Raw genomic sequence first — 13,918 nt, 5'->3', positions numbered from 1 at the left:
CCATACCAACACCCGACGGAGACAAGCTTGAAGCAGAAGAAGACCCTCGCCGCCCTTGCAGCCGGCATCAGCCTGCTGGCGGGCGGCGCACAGGCGCAGCAACAGAGCTCCAGCGTCACGATCTACGGCTCGCTGGACCAGTACCTGAACTACATGACCAGCAGCTCCGGCGCCCGCGTGAAGGCGCTGGAAGACGGCGCCCTGCTGCGCAGCCGCCTGGGCTTCCGCGGCGTCGAGGACCTGGGCGGCGGCCTGAGCGCCAAGTTCCAGCTGGAGATGGGCATCGGCGCCGACAACGGCACCGCCGCCGACTCCACCCGGTCCTTCGACCGCCAGGCCTGGGTGGGCCTGGCCGGCACGAGTTGGGGCGACGTGCGCCTCGGCCGCCAGAACGGCCCGATCTTCGCCCGCGGCGGCTACATCGACCACAACGCCCGCACGCTGGGTTCCATCATCAACGTCTTCGGCACGCCCTCGCGCTATGACAACGACGTGTCGTGGATCTCGCCGCGCGTCGCAGGCTTCCAGTTCGAGGGCCACGTCTCGCTGCCCGAGGCGCCGAGCGGCAACCATGCCATCGTCTACCAGGCCGCCTTCGACTACGTCGCCGCCAACTACCGCGCCGGTTACATGACGCTGCATGGCCGCCCGCCCAGCAATGCGGTGGTGGACAAGGACGTGGTCTACGACAACGTCTACTTCAACTATCTCTACGGCAAGGGCACGGTCTACCTGGCCTGGGTGCGCAGCAACAACAACACGTCCAACGCCACCAGCAACAACGCCGGCACGATCCTCGGCAACGTCGGCGGTTTCAACGCCGGCACCAACGCCGACCTGCGCAACTTCTACTCGATCGTGCAGCTCTCGGCCGACTACCGCGTCACCGACCAGTTCAAGGTCGGCGCGCTGTGGGGCCGGATCCGCGACCAGTCCGGCCGCGACCGCGGCGCCGACGGCGGCTCGATTGCCGCCTACTACGACCTCTCCAAGCGCACCATGCTGCATGCGATGGTCGAGACGCTGCGCAACGATGCCAACGGCGGCTGGCGCCCGGCCGGCTCGGCGGGCCTGAAGACCACCTTCACCAACCCGGCCGACATCAACGGCAGGACCATCAACGGCTTCCACGTCGGCATCCTCCACAAGTTCTGACCATGAACACCAGCACCAACCGCGAGTTCACCGCCGAGCTGCCCAACCCGCTGGGCCTGCAGGGCATGGAGTTCATCGAGTACGCCACGGCCAAGCCGCAGACGCTGGGCCAGAGCCTGGAGAAGCTGGGCTTCCGGCCGGTGGCGCGCCATCGCTCGCGCGAGGTGCTGCTGTACCGGCAGGGCGACATCAACGTGATCGTCAACGCCCACCGCGACCCGCAGGATCCGCCGCCGGCCGAGCTGGCCACGATCACCGCGGTGGCCTTCCGCGTGCGCGACGCGGCGGCCGCCTACCGCCGCGTGCTGGGCCTGGGCGCCTGGGCGCTGCCGACCAAGGTGGAGGTGATGGAGCTGAACATCCCCGCCATCCATGGCGTCGGCGACAGCCGCATCTACTTCGTCGACCGTCACGAGCAGTTCTCGATCTACGACGTGGACTTCGTGCCCATCCCCGGCGTCGAGCAACGCCCGCCCGCGCTGGCCGGCCTGCACCTGTTCGGCCTGGTGCAGTACATCGACCTCTACCGCATGGCCGACTGGGTCGCCTTCTACGGCGAGCTGTTCGGCTTCAGCGAGCTGCCGGCGGACAAGAGCTTCGGCGTGATGCCGCGCGGCTGCATCCTGGCCAGCCCCTGCGGCACGCTGTACTGGCAGCTGGTCGAACCCTCGCCGGACATCGTCGAGACCGAGTCCGCCGAGTACCTGCAGCGCGTGGCCTTCGGCACCGCCGACGTGCTGGCGACGGTGGCCGAGCTGAAGCGGCGCGGCGTGGACTTCATCGAGTCCCGCTCGGGCCTGCACAGCGAGGCGCGCGGCGCGCTCACCAGCCCGAGCGACCAGGGCCCCAGCTTCGAGCTGGTCCACGATCCGCGTTGAGCAGGAGCACACCATGACGCGACTCGACATCGCCGATTTCGGCATGGACACGATCACCCTCTCCGGCCCGCTGGAGGCCAAGCTGAAGGCCGTCAAGGACGCCGGCTTCGGCCAGATCATGCTGGCCGCGCGCGACATCGTCGGCCATCCGCAGGGCATGGAAGCGGCCGTGGCCGCGGTGCGCGACAGCGGCCTGCGCGTCACCGGCTTCCAGGTGCTGCGCGACTTCGAGGGCCTGGAGGGCCACCTGCACGGCTACAAGGTCGACATCGCCCAGCAGATGATCCTGATGGCCCGCGCGCTCGGCGCCAAGGTGCTGCTGGCCTGCAGCTCCACCTCGCGCCATGCCAGCGGCGACACGGCGGCCATCGTGCGCGACCTGCGCAAGCTGGCCATGCTGGCCCTGCCCCACGGCATCAAGGTGGCCTACGAGGGCCTGTCCTGGGGCCGCCACATCAACGAGGTGCACACGGCCTGGGAGGTGGTCGAGCAGGCCGACTTCCCGAACCTGGGCCTGGGCATCGACTCGTACCACATCCTCGCCACCAACACGGCGCTCACGCACCTGGACCTGATCGACCCGGCCAAGATCTACCTCGTGCAGCTGGCCGACTTCATGTGGCAGGAGACCCGCACGCCCGAGGAGCGCATGGACACCGCGCGGCACTTCCGCGTGTTCCCCGGCGAGGGCGTGCACAGCCAGGCGATCGCGACGCTGGTGCGCAAGCTGGACGCGCTGGGCTACCGCGGCGACTACAGCTTCGAGGTCTTCAACGACGACTACCAGCAGCTGCCCCTGCCCTATGTGGCCCAGCGCGGCCGCGCCAGCGCCCTGTGGCTGGCCGACGGCGTGCTGCGCCGCTCGATGCCCCTGCCCGGCGCGATGCGGCTGCGCACGATCGCCTGAACGAGATCACCAAAGCAAACCAACGGAGACAAGCGACCATGACAACCCATCAGACCAAGAAGGCCACGGCCAGCGGCTGGATCGGCTCGGTCCTCGAGTACTACGACTTCTTCATCTACGCGACGGCCGCCTCGCTGGTCTTCCCGCAGCTGTTCTTCCCGTCCACCGATCCGACGGTGGCCATCATCGCCTCGCTGGCGACCTACGGCGTGGGCTATGTGGCGCGGCCGATCGGCGCGATGGTGCTGGGCCACTGGGGTGACACCCATGGCCGCAAGACGGTGCTGATCCTGTGCATGTTCCTGATGGGTGTCTCGACGATGGCCGTGGGCCTGCTGCCCACCTACGAGCAGATCGGCCTGCTGGCTCCGGGCCTGCTGGTGCTGCTGCGGCTGGTGCAGGGTTTCGCGGTGGCCGGCGAGATTTCGGGCGCCAGCTCGATGATCCTGGAGCACGCGCCCTTCGGCCGGCGCGGCTTCTTCGCCAGCTTCACGCTGCAGGGCGTGCAGGCCGGGCAGATCCTGGCGGCGGCGGTGTTCCTGCCGCTGGCGGCCTGGCTGCCCAAGGAGCAGTTCATGAGCTGGGGCTGGCGCATCCCCTTCCTGCTGAGCTTCGTGGTGATCATCGTCGGCTACTACATCCGCCGCGAGGTCAACGAGACGCCGGCCTTCGCCAAGGAGAGCGCCGCCGGCCAGGTGCCGAAGGCGCCGATGCTGCAGGCCGTGCAGGAGAGCTGGCGCGACATGCTGCGCGTGGTCTGCATGGCGCTGATGAACGTGATCCCGGTCGTGGCCACGATCTTCGGCGCGGCCTATGCGGTGCAGCCGGGCTACGGCATCGGCTTCGACAAGGCGGTCTACCTGTGGATCCCGGTGCTCGGCAACATCCTGGCGGTGCTGGTGATCCCCTTCGTCGGCAACCTCTCGGACAAGATCGGCCGCCGCCCGCCGCTGATCGTCGGCGCGCTCGGCGCGGGCCTGCTGTCCTTCGCCTACCTGTACGCGATCAGCATCAAGAACGTGCCGCTGGCGATCTGCATGTCCCTGCTGATGTGGGGTGTGGTCTACCAGGGCTACAACGCGGTCTTCCCGAGCTTCTACCCCGAGCTGTTCCCGACCCGCACCCGCGTCTCGGCGATGGCCATCTCGCAGAACCTCGGCACGCTCGTCACCGCGATGCTGCCGGCCCTGTTCGCCACGCTGGCGCCTCCGGGCTCGCACAACATCCCGCTGATCGTCGGCTCGATCGCCTTCTTCCTGACCGCCGTGGCCGCCACCGCCTGCTGGACCGCCCGCGAGACCTACCGCATCCGCATGAGCGACCTCGGCAAGCCCGCGGCCCAGCCGGTGCCCGAGCCGGAATACGAGCGCCTGCGCCGCGACTCGGTCGTCCAGGGCAACGGCTCGCGCATGTTCACCTAAACACGCAAGGATTTCGAACGTGATCACCGGCAGCACCCAACTCATCGCGCACCTCGGCTTCCCGACCGAGAACTTCAAGGCGCCGATGATCTACAACCCCTGGTTCGAGCAGCAGGGCATCGACGCGGTGGTCGTGCCGGTCGGCGTCGCGCCGCAGGGCCTGGCCGACATGATGCGAGGCCTGCGGCAGATGACCAACCTGCGCGGCGCGCTGGTGACGATGCCGCACAAGGTCAGCATGCTCGCGCTGGTGGACGAGCTGTCGCCCACGGCGAAGGTGGCCGGCGCCTGCAACGCGGTGCTGCTGCGGCCGGACGGCAGCCTGCTGGGCGACCAGTTCGACGGCGCCGGCTTCGTGCGCGGCGTGCTGCGCAAGGGCTTCGTGCTGAAGGGAAAAAGGGTGCTGGTCTCGGGCAGCGGCGGCGTTGGCTCCGCGATCGCGGCCTCACTGGCGGCCGAAGGCGTGGCGGAGATCGCGCTGTTCGACAGTCACGAGGCGTCCTCGCAGTCGCTGGCCGCGCGGCTGGCCGAGCACTATCCGCACTTGCGCACCGGCCATGGCTCCAACGATCCGGCCGGCTTCGACCTGATCGTCAACGCCACGCCGCTGGGCACCCGGCCCGACGACCCGCTGCCCTTCGACATGGCGCGCGTGACGCCGGGCACGATGGTCGGCGAGGTGGTGATGAAGCAGGCGATCACGCCGCTGCTGGCCGCGGCGCAGGCCATGGGCTGCCCGACGCAGCAGGGGACCGACATGCTGTTCGAGATGATCCCCGCGTATCTCGAATTCTTCGGCTACGGCACGGCGACGCCGGAGCAGCTGCGCGCGGTGGCGAGGATTCCGGCATGACGACGACGACGAAGAAGACAGTGCTGATGCTCCACGGCGTCAACCACAATATGTTCGGCAAGCGCGACCCGGCGCAGTACGGCACGATCACGCTGGCCGAGATCGATGCGCGGCTGCGCGCGCTGGGCGAGGAACTGGGCGTGGAGATCCAGAGCTTCCAGACCAATGCCGAAGGCGAGATGGTCGAGCGCATCCACCAGGGCTTCACCGACGGGGTCGACGCAGTGCTGATCAACGCCGGCGCCTGGACCCACTACAGCTACGGCATCCGCGACGCGATCGCCATCCTCACCTGCCCGGTGGTGGAGCTGCACATGTCCAACATCCACGCCCGCGAGCCCTTCCGGCACCACTCGGTGCTGGCCGACATCGTCAAGGGCCAGATCTGCGGCTTCGGGGTGGAGAGCTACCTGCTGGGCCTGCGGGCCGCGGTCACGGCGCTGGCGCGAGGATGAACTCGCGCAGCAGCGCCATCGCCTCGGCCGGCCGGTCGCGCCAGACGCCGTGGCCGGCGCCGGTGAATTCGACATAACGGACAAGTTCGGCGGGCAGCGCGGCGGCGATGTCGCGCTGGTCCTCGATCGGGGTGATCGGGTCGTCCGCGCCACCGACCACCAGCACCGGGCAGGCGGCGCGGGCCAGGCCCGGCAGCAGGTGCACATGCGGCAGTTCCTCGCGGTTCCAGTGATCGAGCAGTTCGGTATCGAAGGCGGCCAGCGAGGGCGCGCCGCGGTCCGGCTGCGGGGTCGTGCTGTATAGCGGCATGCAGACGCGCAGGAAGTCCTCGAACAGAGCCGGCGAAGGGTCGGCCCAGTAGGCCCGCGCCACCTCGCGGGCCTCGGTGCCGCCGCGGCGCTCGAAGGCGGCCAGCTTGCGCTGCAAGGCGAAGTGCGGAGAACAGCTCGACAGGATCACCTTGCCCGGATGCTGCGGATGCCGCTCGATGTAGCGCTGCGCCACCATGCCGCCGAAGCTCTGGCCGAAGACGATGGGCCGCTCGATCTCCAGCGCGTCGCTCAGGCGCACGATGTCGTCGGCCCAGTGGTCCAGCGTCCATTCGTCGGGCGGCCGGCGGTCAGACCGCCCCTGGCTGCGGTGGTCGTAGTAGACGAGCTGGGCCACCTCGGCCAAGGGCGACATGCGCGGCTTCCAGCCGCTGTGGTCCATGCCCGGGCCGCCGTGCAGCAGGATGACCGTGGGCCGCTGGCGCAGGCCGCCATTGCCATCAGGGACGAGGCTGGCGCCTTCGGTGTCGAAGAACAGGCGGATGCCGGGTGCGATCTGGACTCTCATGGCCGCCAGCGTAGGCGTGCCGGCGCGGCCGCGCTGCGGCGCTCGGCCCGGGTTCTGAGGCGGACGGCCGGACGCCCGCCCGCCGCCTCAGCCCGCGTCGGGCAGTTCGATGTCGCCCTGCGAGACGAAGCGCCGGAAATCGGCCAGGGGAATGGCGGTCAAGCCGTGGGCATCGCCCTCGATCCAGCTGATCGTGGCATCGAGTTCGCCGATCTCGACCTCGCAGGGCCCCAGGGGTATCTCGATCGGCTGTCCCTCGCCTTCGCGATAGGACACGGGACCGCTGATGCGCGCAGGTTTGGACATGGCAAGTAACTCCGCTGGCAATACGGGTTATGCATCAGGCAAGGACGGTGCCCGCTGCTGCGAAAATCGGGAAATTCCGAACCGAGAGCGCCTGCCGTACCGTCACCATGGACAACCTGTTCGACCATCTGGCCACCTCGGTCACCCAGGCGCGCACGCTCGAGGAACTGACCCGGCCACTGCTGGAGATGCTGGAGGCCGTCACCGGTCTGGAGTCGACCTACCTGACCACGATCGACCTGGACGGCGGCACCCAGAGCATCCTCTATGCCCGCAACACCTTGCCGAGCTTCACCATCCCGGAGCAGCTGACCGTCCCCTGGGACGACACGCTGTGCAAGCGGGCGCTGGACGAGAACAAGCCCTTCAGCAACACGGTGGCCGAGGACTGGGGTGACTCCGCGGCCGCCAAGGCGCTGGGCATCCAGACCTATGTCAGCACGCCGGTCAACGTCGGCGAAGGCGGCGAGCTCTACGGCACCCTCTGCGCGGCCAGCGCCAGCCGGCATGTGATGGACGATCAGGCGCAGCGGGCGCTGGGCCTGTTCGCGCGGCTGATCGGCCAGTATGTGGAGCGCGAGCGGCTGCTGAGCCAGCTGGTCAAGGTCAACGAGTACCTGACCCAGGTGGCGCTGACCGATGCGCTGACCGGCCTGCCCAACCGCCGCGCGCTGCAGGACAGCCTCGCGCGGCTGCTTTCCCAGGGCAAGCGGCAGCAGGCGGCGGTGCTGGTGGCCTTCGTGGACCTGGACGGGTTCAAGGCGATCAACGACGGCCATGGCCACGAGGCCGGCGACATCTTCCTGACCCAGGTCGGCCAGCGCCTGCGCGACGCGCTGCGGGGCGGCGACCTGGCGGCGCGCATCGGCGGGGACGAGTTCGTGGTCACCGGTATCGGGCCGCAGGCCGACATCAATCCGGACGAAGCCTGCAGCGCCTTCCAGCGCCGCATCGATCAGAGCCTGCGCGGCCACTACCTGCTGGCGCCGGACCTGGACCTGGACTATGCCGGCGCCAGCGTCGGCGTGCTGGCAGTCGCCCCGGGCACCAAGGACGCGACCGAGGCGCTGCGCGATGCGGATGCGCTGATGTACAAGATCAAGAAGGTCCGCAAGATCGAGGCGGCGGAGTCCGCTCAGAGCCCCAAGTAGCCGGCCAGCGCCGGGTCGGTGGCCACCTCGGCCGCCGGGCCCTGCATCACCACGCTGCCCTTCTGCAGCACCAGCGCCCGGTCGGACTGGGCCAGCACGCGGCGGTAGTCGCGGTCGACGATCAGCGTGGCGATGCCGGTCTGGCGGATCTCGCCGATCACGCGCCAGATCTCGGCGACGATCAGCGGGGCGAGGCCCTCGGTGGCCTCGTCGAGGATCAGCAGTTGCGGCTGGGTCATCAGCGCGCGGCCGATCGACAGCATCTGCTGCTCGCCGCCTGAGAGCTGCGAACCGAGGTTGGCCAGCCGCTCACGCAGGCGTGGCAAGGTGTCGAGCACGCGCTCGTAGCTCCACTCGCCCGGCTGCGCGGCCATCAGCAGGTTCTCGCGCACCGACAGGTTCGGGAACACGCCGCGGCCCTCGGGTACATAGGCCACGCCCAGGCGCGCGATCGCATGGGGTTTCTCGCGCGAGACCTCCCTGCCCAGCAGCGTGACCCGGCCGTCCCGCTGCGCGACATGGCCCAGCAGCGTGCGGATCAGCGTGCTCTTGCCCATGCCGTTGCGGCCCAGCAGGCCGAGGGTCTCGCCGCGCTCGATCGTGAGGTCGATGCCGTGCAGCACGTGGCTGCTGCCGTACCAGGCGTGGATGGCTTGCGCCTGCAACAGGGAATCGGGCATCAATGGCCTCCCAGGTAGGCGGCCTGGACCCCGGCGTCGGACCGCACCTCGTCAGGCGTGCCGCTGGCGATCACCGAGCCGTTGACCATCACCGTGATCCGTTCGGCGATGCGGAAGACGGCATCCATGTCGTGCTCGACCAGCAGCAGCGCGTGGCCGTCCTTCAACTCGGCCAGCAAGGCCAGCATGCGCTCGGTCTCCTCGGCGCCCATGCCGGCCAGCGGCTCGTCCAGCAGCAGCACGCGGGGCTGCGTGGCCAGGCACATGGCGATCTCGAGCTGGCGCTTCTGGCCGTGGCTCAGCAGGCCCGCGCTGCGCTCCAGCAGGTCGGCCAGGCCGGCGCGGCGGGCGGCGGCCAGCGCCTGCTCGCCGGTGGCTGCGCAGGCGTTCGCGCTGCGCCACCAGCGCCAGGGCTGCTGGCGTTGCGCCTGGGCCGCGAGGCGGCAGTTCTCGAACACGCTGAAGCCCGGGTAGATCGTGTTGCGCTGGTAGCTGCGGCCGAGGCCCGCGCGGGCGCGGCGCGGCTGGGACCAGCGCGAGATGTCCTCGCCCAGCAGTTCGACGCGGCCTGACGAGGGCGCGATCTCGCCCGACAGCAGGTTGATCAGCGTGGACTTGCCGGCGCCGTTGGTGCCGATCACCGCGTGGACCTCGCCCTGCGAGAGTTCCAGGCCGACCTCGTTGACGGCGACGATGCCGCCCCAGCGGCGCGTCAGGCCGCGGCAGCACAGCAGGGGCTCACTGGACATGGCGCTTCTTCCAGAGTTGAGGCAGACCCACGAGCCCCTTGGGCAGCAGCGCTGCGCTGAGGATGATCGTCAGGCCGAGGCCCAGGTGCCAGTGCTTGGCGAAGCCGCCGAACACGGTCTCCGACTTGAAGAACTCCTCCAGCAGTGCCAGCGCGAAGGCGCCCACCAGCGCGCCACGCAGATGGCCCAGGCCGCCGAGGATGATCATGATCAGCACATTGCCGCTCTGGTGCCAGGACAGCAGCTCCGGGTTGACGAAGCCGTCCTTCACCGCGAACAGGAAGCCCGCCAGCCCGGCGATGGCGCCCGAGATCGCGAAGGCCGCCAGCTTGTAGGGATAGGTGCTGAAGCCGGTGGCCCGCATGCGCTGCTCGTTGGCCTTGATGCCGGCCAGCGCGCGGCCGAACTTGGAGCGCAGGAGCAGCGCCAGGCCCGCGAACACCGCCATCAGGCAGGCCAGCGTGAAGCCGTAGAACACCAGCGGCTTGCCGAGATCCAGCGGGCCGGCGGCCGGCACGCCGCTCAGGTAGATGCCGTCGGTGCCGCCACCCAGCGGCGTGTCGTGGACGACGTAGTAGGCCATCTGCGCGAAGGCCAGCGTGACCATGATGAAGTAGACGCCGCGGGTGCGCAGCGACAGCGCGCCGACGGCCAGCGCGTAGAGGCCCGCTGCGGCCACCGAGGCCGGCAGCAGCAGCGCCAGCGATTCGGCGTGGTTCATCCCCAGCGCCGCCGCGTACGCGCCGATGCCGAAGAAGGCCGCGTGGCCGAAGCAGACCAGGCCGGTCTGCCCGACCAGCAGCTCCAGGCTCAGCGCGAAGATCGCGGCGATCATGATCTTGGCGACCAGGTCCAGGCCGAAGGCGCCCGCGGCCAGCGGCCACAGCGCGAGGCCGGCGAAGGCCAGCAGGGTGAAGGCAAGTTTCATGCGGCCTTGAACAGCCCGTCGGGCTTCCAGAGAAGGATCAGCGCCATCAGCACATAGACCAGCACGCCCGCCGCCTGCGGCAGCAGCACCTTGCCGAAGGTGTCGACGATGCCGATCAGCAGCGCCGCCAGCAGCGCGCCGCGGATGGACCCGATGCCGCCGATCACGACGACGACGAAGCAGACGATCAGCACCTGGTTGCCCATGCCCGGATAGACCGAGGACACCGGCGCCGCCACCATGCCGGCCAGCACCGCAATGGCCACGCCCGCGGCGAACACGAGCCGGTACAGCACCGTGATGTCGATGCCCAGGCTCTGCACCATCTCCCGGTTGGTGCTGCCGGCGCGGATGCGCATGCCCAGCCGCGTGCGGGTGAAGACGAAGTACATGCCCGCGGCCAGCAGCAGGCAGACGCCGCTGACGAAAAGCCGGTAGACCGGATAGCTCATCAGCTCCCCGAGCGGGATGCTGCCGGCCAGCAGCGCCGGCACCTCGACCCCGTGCACCTGGTCGTCGACCAGCAGGCTGCGCAGCTCCTCGAAGACCAGGATCAGCCCGTAGGTCATCAGCACCTGCTGCAGGTGGTCGCGCTCGTAGAGGAAGCTGAAGAAGGCCCACTCGAGCACATAGCCCAGCGCGACGGACAGCACCAGGCCGAGCGCCAGCGTCGCGAAGAAGCTGCCGCCGACGAGTGGCGCCAGCGCGTACGCGAAGTAGGCACCGATCATGTAGAAGCTGCCGTGCGCCAGGTTGATGACGCCCATGATCCCGAAGATCAGCGTCAGCCCCGAGGCGACGAGGAACAGCAGCAGGCCGTACTGCAGTGCGTTGAGGCACTGCACCAGGAAGGTGGCGAGGTCCATCGAGTTATTGCGTTAGGGAGCGTCAGCGAGATGGCCGTTCGCCCTGAGGTATCGAAGGGCTCCACCGGTTCGCAGAGGGCTTCGATACCTCAGCCCGAACGGAGAGCGGAGCATCGCGCCTCTACATCCTGCACCCCTTGCCCGGATCCGCCAGCGCCTTCGTCGCCACGCTGACCAGCTTGTTCTCCTTGCCGCTGACCTCGCGCAGGTACATGTCCTGCACCGGGTTGTGCGCCTTGCTCATCGTGAACGGGCCGCGCGGGCTGTCGATCTTCGCCTTCTCCACCGCGGCGGCGAACTCGGCCTTCTTGCCGACGTCGCCCTTCACGGCGTTCAAGCCGATGGCGAGGATCTGCGCCGCGTCGTAGCCCTGCACCGCATAGACGTCCGGCTGCAGCTTGTAGGTCTTGGCGTAGGCCAGGCGGAACGCGTTGTCGCGCGGGGTGCCGAGGCTGTCGGCGTAGTGCAGCGTGGTCTGCATGCCCGAAGCGTCGGCGCCCTGCGCTTCCAGCGTGCCGTCGGTGATGAAGCCGGCGCCATAGAGCGGGATGTTCTTCTTCAGGCCCGCCGCGGCGTAGTCCTTGACGAACTTGACCGCGCCGCCACCGGCGAAGAAGGTGTAGACCGCATCGGGCTTCGTGGCCGCGATCTCGGTCAGTAGCGCCTGGAACTCGACGTTCGGGAAGGGCAGGTTCAGCTCCTTCACGACCTGGCCACCGCCCTTCTCGAACGCCTCCTTGAAGCCGCGCACCGACTCGTCGCCGGCCGCGTACTTCCAGGTGATCGTGACCACCTTCTTCAGGCCCTTCTTGGCCATCACCTCGCCCATCGCATAGCCGGGCTGCCAGTTGCTGAAGCTGCTGCGGAAGATGTTGGGCGCGCACATCGGGCCGGTCACCGCATCGGCGCCGGCATTGGGCACGATCAAGAGCGTGCCGCTTTCCTTGGCGGCCTTGGCCATCGCCATCGCCACGCCGCTGTGCACGGTGCCGACCAGCACGTCCACGTTGTCACGCTTGATCAGCTTGTTGACGTTGTCGGTGGCCTTGGCGGGATCGCTCTCGTCGTCCACGCGGATGTACTCGATCTCGCGGCCGGCGAGCTTGCCGCCCTGCTCCGCCACGTAGAGCCGGAAGCCGTTGTCGATGGCCGTGCCCAGCGCGGCATAGGTGCCGCTGGAGGGCAGCATCAGGCCGACCTTGAGCTTGGCCTGCGCATGTGCGGTGCCGGTGAAAGCGAGAGCGGCGGCGAGGGCCAGGGGGCTGAGCTTCATGGTCTTGTCTCCTTGTGTTCTCTTGTAGGACGGATGAAGGTGCTAACAGCTTGGATCAGCGCATCGGGCTGGTCGCGGTGCGGCGAGTGGCCGCAGCCGGGCAGCTCCAGCAGATGCGCCTGCGGCACGCGCCGCGCGATGCCGCGGATCTGTTCCAGCGTACCGTATTCATCGTCCAATCCCTGCACCGCGAGCAGCGGGCAGGTGATATCCCTGATCTCGTTTTCGATGGACCAGTGGCGGAAGGCCGGCGCGAGCCAGATGTCGTTCCAGCCCCAGAAGGCGGAGTCGGGGTCGGCGTGGTGGCGGGCGAGCTTCTCGCGCAGGTCGGTGTTCAGGTAGACCTCGCGGGTCTTGGCGATCGAGGTGACCGAGATGTCCTCGACGAGGATGTGCGGCGCCAGCGCCACGAGGCCGGCGACGCGGCGTGGAAAAGCCGCGGCATGCAGCAGCGCGATCGACCCGCCGTCGCTGTGGCCCAGCAGCCAGTAGGGGACGTCGATCTTCAGCGCTTCGAGCAGTGCCGGCAGCAGCTCGCGGGCCTGCTGGTGCATGAAGTCCGGGCCCCAGCGCTCGCTGCGCGGGCGCGGCGTGGACTGGCCGTAGCCGGGGCGCGAGTAGACGAGGCCGCGAAAGCCCAGGGCATCGCACAGGCGCTGCGGGAAGTCGCGCCACATCGAGATCGAGCCCAGGCCTTCGTGCAGGAAGATCATCAGCGGGCCGTGCAGCTGCGGGTTGAGCCGCTGCACCTCGATGCGGGCGGGCAGGCCGCGCCACTGGACCTGGGCAAATTCAGCCGTCATCGCTGCGCTTCCCGCTCCCGCAGCCGGAAGCGCTGGATCTTGCCCGTGGCCGTCTTCGGCAGCTCGCCGACGAACTCGATGAAGCGCGGGTACTTGTAGGGCGCCAGACGTTCCTTGACGAAGGCCTTCAGTTCCGCCTCATCAGCCACCGCGCCGGCCTTCAGCACGACGAAGGCCTTGGTCTTGGTCAGGCCGTCCTCGTCCTGCTTGCCGATCACCGCCGCCTCCAGCACGGCCGGATGCTGGACCAGCGTGGCCTCGACCTCGAAGGGCGAGACGTAGATGCCGCTGACCTTGAGCATGTCGTCGCTGCGGCCGCCATAGGTGTAGCTGCCGTCGGCATTGCGGATGTACTTGTCGCCGCTCTTGGTCCAGCCGCCCTGGAAGGTGTCCTGCGTCTTCTCGCGATTGGCCCAGTACATCAGCGCAGCGGACGGGCCCTTGATGTAGAGATCGCCCGGTTCGCCGTCGGGGACCTCGCCGCCATCGTCACCGCGCAGCTTCAGCTCGTAGCCGGGCACCGGCCAGCCGGTGCTGCCGTAGCGCACGCGCTCGGGCGTGTTCGACAGGAAGATGTGCAGCATCTCGGTGGAGCCGATGCCGTCGACGATGTCCACGCCGAAATGCTCGCGGAAGCGCTGGCCGATCTCGGCGG

General features: G+C 68.8%; 16 protein-coding genes. 7 read left to right on the top strand and 9 right to left on the bottom strand.

All coding sequences use genetic code 11. The features are described 5' to 3' along the window. Window positions 1-27: 27 nt before the first annotated feature. From B0W88_RS12440 to aroQ, 6 genes are read left to right on the top strand one after another with little or no spacing between them, the layout of a single operon-like run. A complete protein-coding gene (locus B0W88_RS12440) occupies window positions 28-1,155 on the top strand; it encodes a porin (protein ID WP_077034976.1) in 1,128 nt (375 codons plus the stop codon). Between the two features lie 2 nt (window positions 1,156-1,157). Next, entirely contained in the window at window positions 1,158-2,033 is an 876-nt protein-coding gene (locus tag B0W88_RS12435) for a 4-hydroxyphenylpyruvate dioxygenase (protein WP_083748756.1), read from the top strand. Between the two features lie 13 nt (window positions 2,034-2,046). Next, window positions 2,047-2,940, top strand: a complete 894-nt coding sequence (locus tag B0W88_RS12430) for a sugar phosphate isomerase/epimerase (protein ID WP_077034975.1) — start codon at window positions 2,047-2,049, stop codon at window positions 2,938-2,940. Between the two features lie 38 nt (window positions 2,941-2,978). Further along, entirely contained in the window at window positions 2,979-4,361 is a 1,383-nt protein-coding gene (locus B0W88_RS12425) for an MFS transporter (protein WP_077034974.1), read from the top strand. 19 nt (window positions 4,362-4,380) lie between these two features. Further along, the gene (locus B0W88_RS12420) at window positions 4,381-5,214 is read left to right on the top strand and encodes a shikimate dehydrogenase (protein ID WP_077034973.1); all 834 of its coding nucleotides are present in this window, start codon (window positions 4,381-4,383) and stop codon (window positions 5,212-5,214) included. Next, complete coding sequence (gene aroQ, locus B0W88_RS12415; RefSeq protein ID WP_077034972.1) at window positions 5,211-5,669, top strand: type II 3-dehydroquinate dehydratase; 459 nt, start codon at window positions 5,211-5,213, stop codon at window positions 5,667-5,669. The genes B0W88_RS12420 and aroQ overlap by 4 nt, the downstream gene beginning before the upstream one ends. Here aroQ and B0W88_RS12410 read toward each other — a convergent pair. Together B0W88_RS12410 and B0W88_RS12405 are read right to left on the bottom strand one after the other, a co-directional pair. Then, the gene (locus tag B0W88_RS12410) at window positions 5,647-6,507 is read right to left on the bottom strand and encodes an alpha/beta fold hydrolase (RefSeq protein WP_077034971.1); all 861 of its coding nucleotides are present in this window, start codon (window positions 6,505-6,507) and stop codon (window positions 5,647-5,649) included. The two genes, aroQ and B0W88_RS12410, sit on opposite strands and share 23 nt — an antisense overlap. Window positions 6,508-6,594: 87 nt before the next feature. Next, window positions 6,595-6,813, bottom strand: coding sequence for a hypothetical protein (locus B0W88_RS12405; protein WP_077034970.1), 219 nt, complete (start codon window positions 6,811-6,813; stop codon window positions 6,595-6,597). Between the two features lie 107 nt (window positions 6,814-6,920). On the opposite strand from B0W88_RS12405, the gene B0W88_RS12400 reads away from it, so the two are divergent. Beyond that, the gene (locus B0W88_RS12400) at window positions 6,921-7,964 is read left to right on the top strand and encodes a sensor domain-containing diguanylate cyclase (protein ID WP_077034969.1); all 1,044 of its coding nucleotides are present in this window, start codon (window positions 6,921-6,923) and stop codon (window positions 7,962-7,964) included. Here the strand turns inward: B0W88_RS12400 and B0W88_RS12395 are convergent. The 7 genes from B0W88_RS12395 to B0W88_RS12365 all read right to left on the bottom strand — a co-directional run. Next, on the bottom strand, window positions 7,949-8,644 hold the full coding sequence (locus B0W88_RS12395) for an ABC transporter ATP-binding protein (RefSeq protein ID WP_077034968.1): 696 nt from the start codon (window positions 8,642-8,644) through the stop codon (window positions 7,949-7,951). The genes B0W88_RS12400 and B0W88_RS12395 overlap by 16 nt on opposite strands. After that, window positions 8,644-9,393 carry an ABC transporter ATP-binding protein gene (locus tag B0W88_RS12390; protein ID WP_077034967.1) on the bottom strand — a complete coding sequence of 250 codons (750 nt, stop codon included), beginning with the start codon at window positions 9,391-9,393 and terminating at the stop codon, window positions 8,644-8,646. The genes B0W88_RS12395 and B0W88_RS12390 overlap by 1 nt, the downstream gene beginning before the upstream one ends. Continuing rightward, complete coding sequence (locus tag B0W88_RS12385) at window positions 9,383-10,321, bottom strand: branched-chain amino acid ABC transporter permease (protein WP_077034966.1); 939 nt, start codon at window positions 10,319-10,321, stop codon at window positions 9,383-9,385. Before B0W88_RS12385 ends, B0W88_RS12390 begins: the two co-directional genes overlap by 11 nt. Continuing rightward, window positions 10,318-11,187, bottom strand: a complete 870-nt coding sequence (locus tag B0W88_RS12380) for a branched-chain amino acid ABC transporter permease (protein WP_077034965.1) — start codon at window positions 11,185-11,187, stop codon at window positions 10,318-10,320. The genes B0W88_RS12385 and B0W88_RS12380 overlap by 4 nt, the downstream gene beginning before the upstream one ends. Before the next feature lie 121 nt (window positions 11,188-11,308). Next, on the bottom strand, window positions 11,309-12,460 hold the full coding sequence (locus B0W88_RS12375) for an ABC transporter substrate-binding protein (protein ID WP_077034964.1): 1,152 nt from the start codon (window positions 12,458-12,460) through the stop codon (window positions 11,309-11,311). Next, on the bottom strand, window positions 12,457-13,263 hold the full coding sequence (locus tag B0W88_RS12370; RefSeq protein ID WP_077034963.1) for an alpha/beta fold hydrolase: 807 nt from the start codon (window positions 13,261-13,263) through the stop codon (window positions 12,457-12,459). Before B0W88_RS12370 ends, B0W88_RS12375 begins: the two co-directional genes overlap by 4 nt. Beyond that, window positions 13,260-13,918 (bottom strand): benzoate-CoA ligase family protein (locus B0W88_RS12365; RefSeq protein WP_144006737.1); only part of this gene is annotated, 659 nt, incomplete at its 5' end. The genes B0W88_RS12370 and B0W88_RS12365, both read right to left, overlap by 4 nt.

The sequence above is a fragment of the Pelomonas sp. KK5 genome (genome assembly GCF_001984095.1).
In the GTDB taxonomy this organism is placed as follows: domain Bacteria; phylum Pseudomonadota; class Gammaproteobacteria; order Burkholderiales; family Burkholderiaceae_C; genus KK5.
Note: the sequence above shows the minus strand (reverse complement) of the source record. Positions and strands in the feature narration are given on the sequence as shown.

Coding starts and splice junctions, on each gene's coding strand:
- aroQ (WP_077034972.1), top strand. CDS start 5,211: ATGACGACGACGACGAAGAAGACAGTGCTGATGCTCCACGGCGTCAAC.
- B0W88_RS12435 (WP_083748756.1), top strand. CDS start 1,158: ATGAACACCAGCACCAACCGCGAGTTCACCGCCGAGCTGCCCAACCCG.
- B0W88_RS12375 (WP_077034964.1), bottom strand. CDS start 12,460: ATGAAGCTCAGCCCCCTGGCCCTCGCCGCCGCTCTCGCTTTCACCGGC.
- B0W88_RS12370 (WP_077034963.1), bottom strand. CDS start 13,263: ATGACGGCTGAATTTGCCCAGGTCCAGTGGCGCGGCCTGCCCGCCCGC.
- B0W88_RS12380 (WP_077034965.1), bottom strand. CDS start 11,187: ATGGACCTCGCCACCTTCCTGGTGCAGTGCCTCAACGCACTGCAGTAC.
- B0W88_RS12410 (WP_077034971.1), bottom strand. CDS start 6,507: ATGAGAGTCCAGATCGCACCCGGCATCCGCCTGTTCTTCGACACCGAA.
- B0W88_RS12390 (WP_077034967.1), bottom strand. CDS start 9,393: ATGTCCAGTGAGCCCCTGCTGTGCTGCCGCGGCCTGACGCGCCGCTGG.
- B0W88_RS12405 (WP_077034970.1), bottom strand. CDS start 6,813: ATGTCCAAACCTGCGCGCATCAGCGGTCCCGTGTCCTATCGCGAAGGC.
- B0W88_RS12425 (WP_077034974.1), top strand. CDS start 2,979: ATGACAACCCATCAGACCAAGAAGGCCACGGCCAGCGGCTGGATCGGC.
- B0W88_RS12385 (WP_077034966.1), bottom strand. CDS start 10,321: ATGAAACTTGCCTTCACCCTGCTGGCCTTCGCCGGCCTCGCGCTGTGG.
- B0W88_RS12395 (WP_077034968.1), bottom strand. CDS start 8,644: ATGCCCGATTCCCTGTTGCAGGCGCAAGCCATCCACGCCTGGTACGGC.
- B0W88_RS12430 (WP_077034975.1), top strand. CDS start 2,047: ATGACGCGACTCGACATCGCCGATTTCGGCATGGACACGATCACCCTC.
- B0W88_RS12400 (WP_077034969.1), top strand. CDS start 6,921: ATGGACAACCTGTTCGACCATCTGGCCACCTCGGTCACCCAGGCGCGC.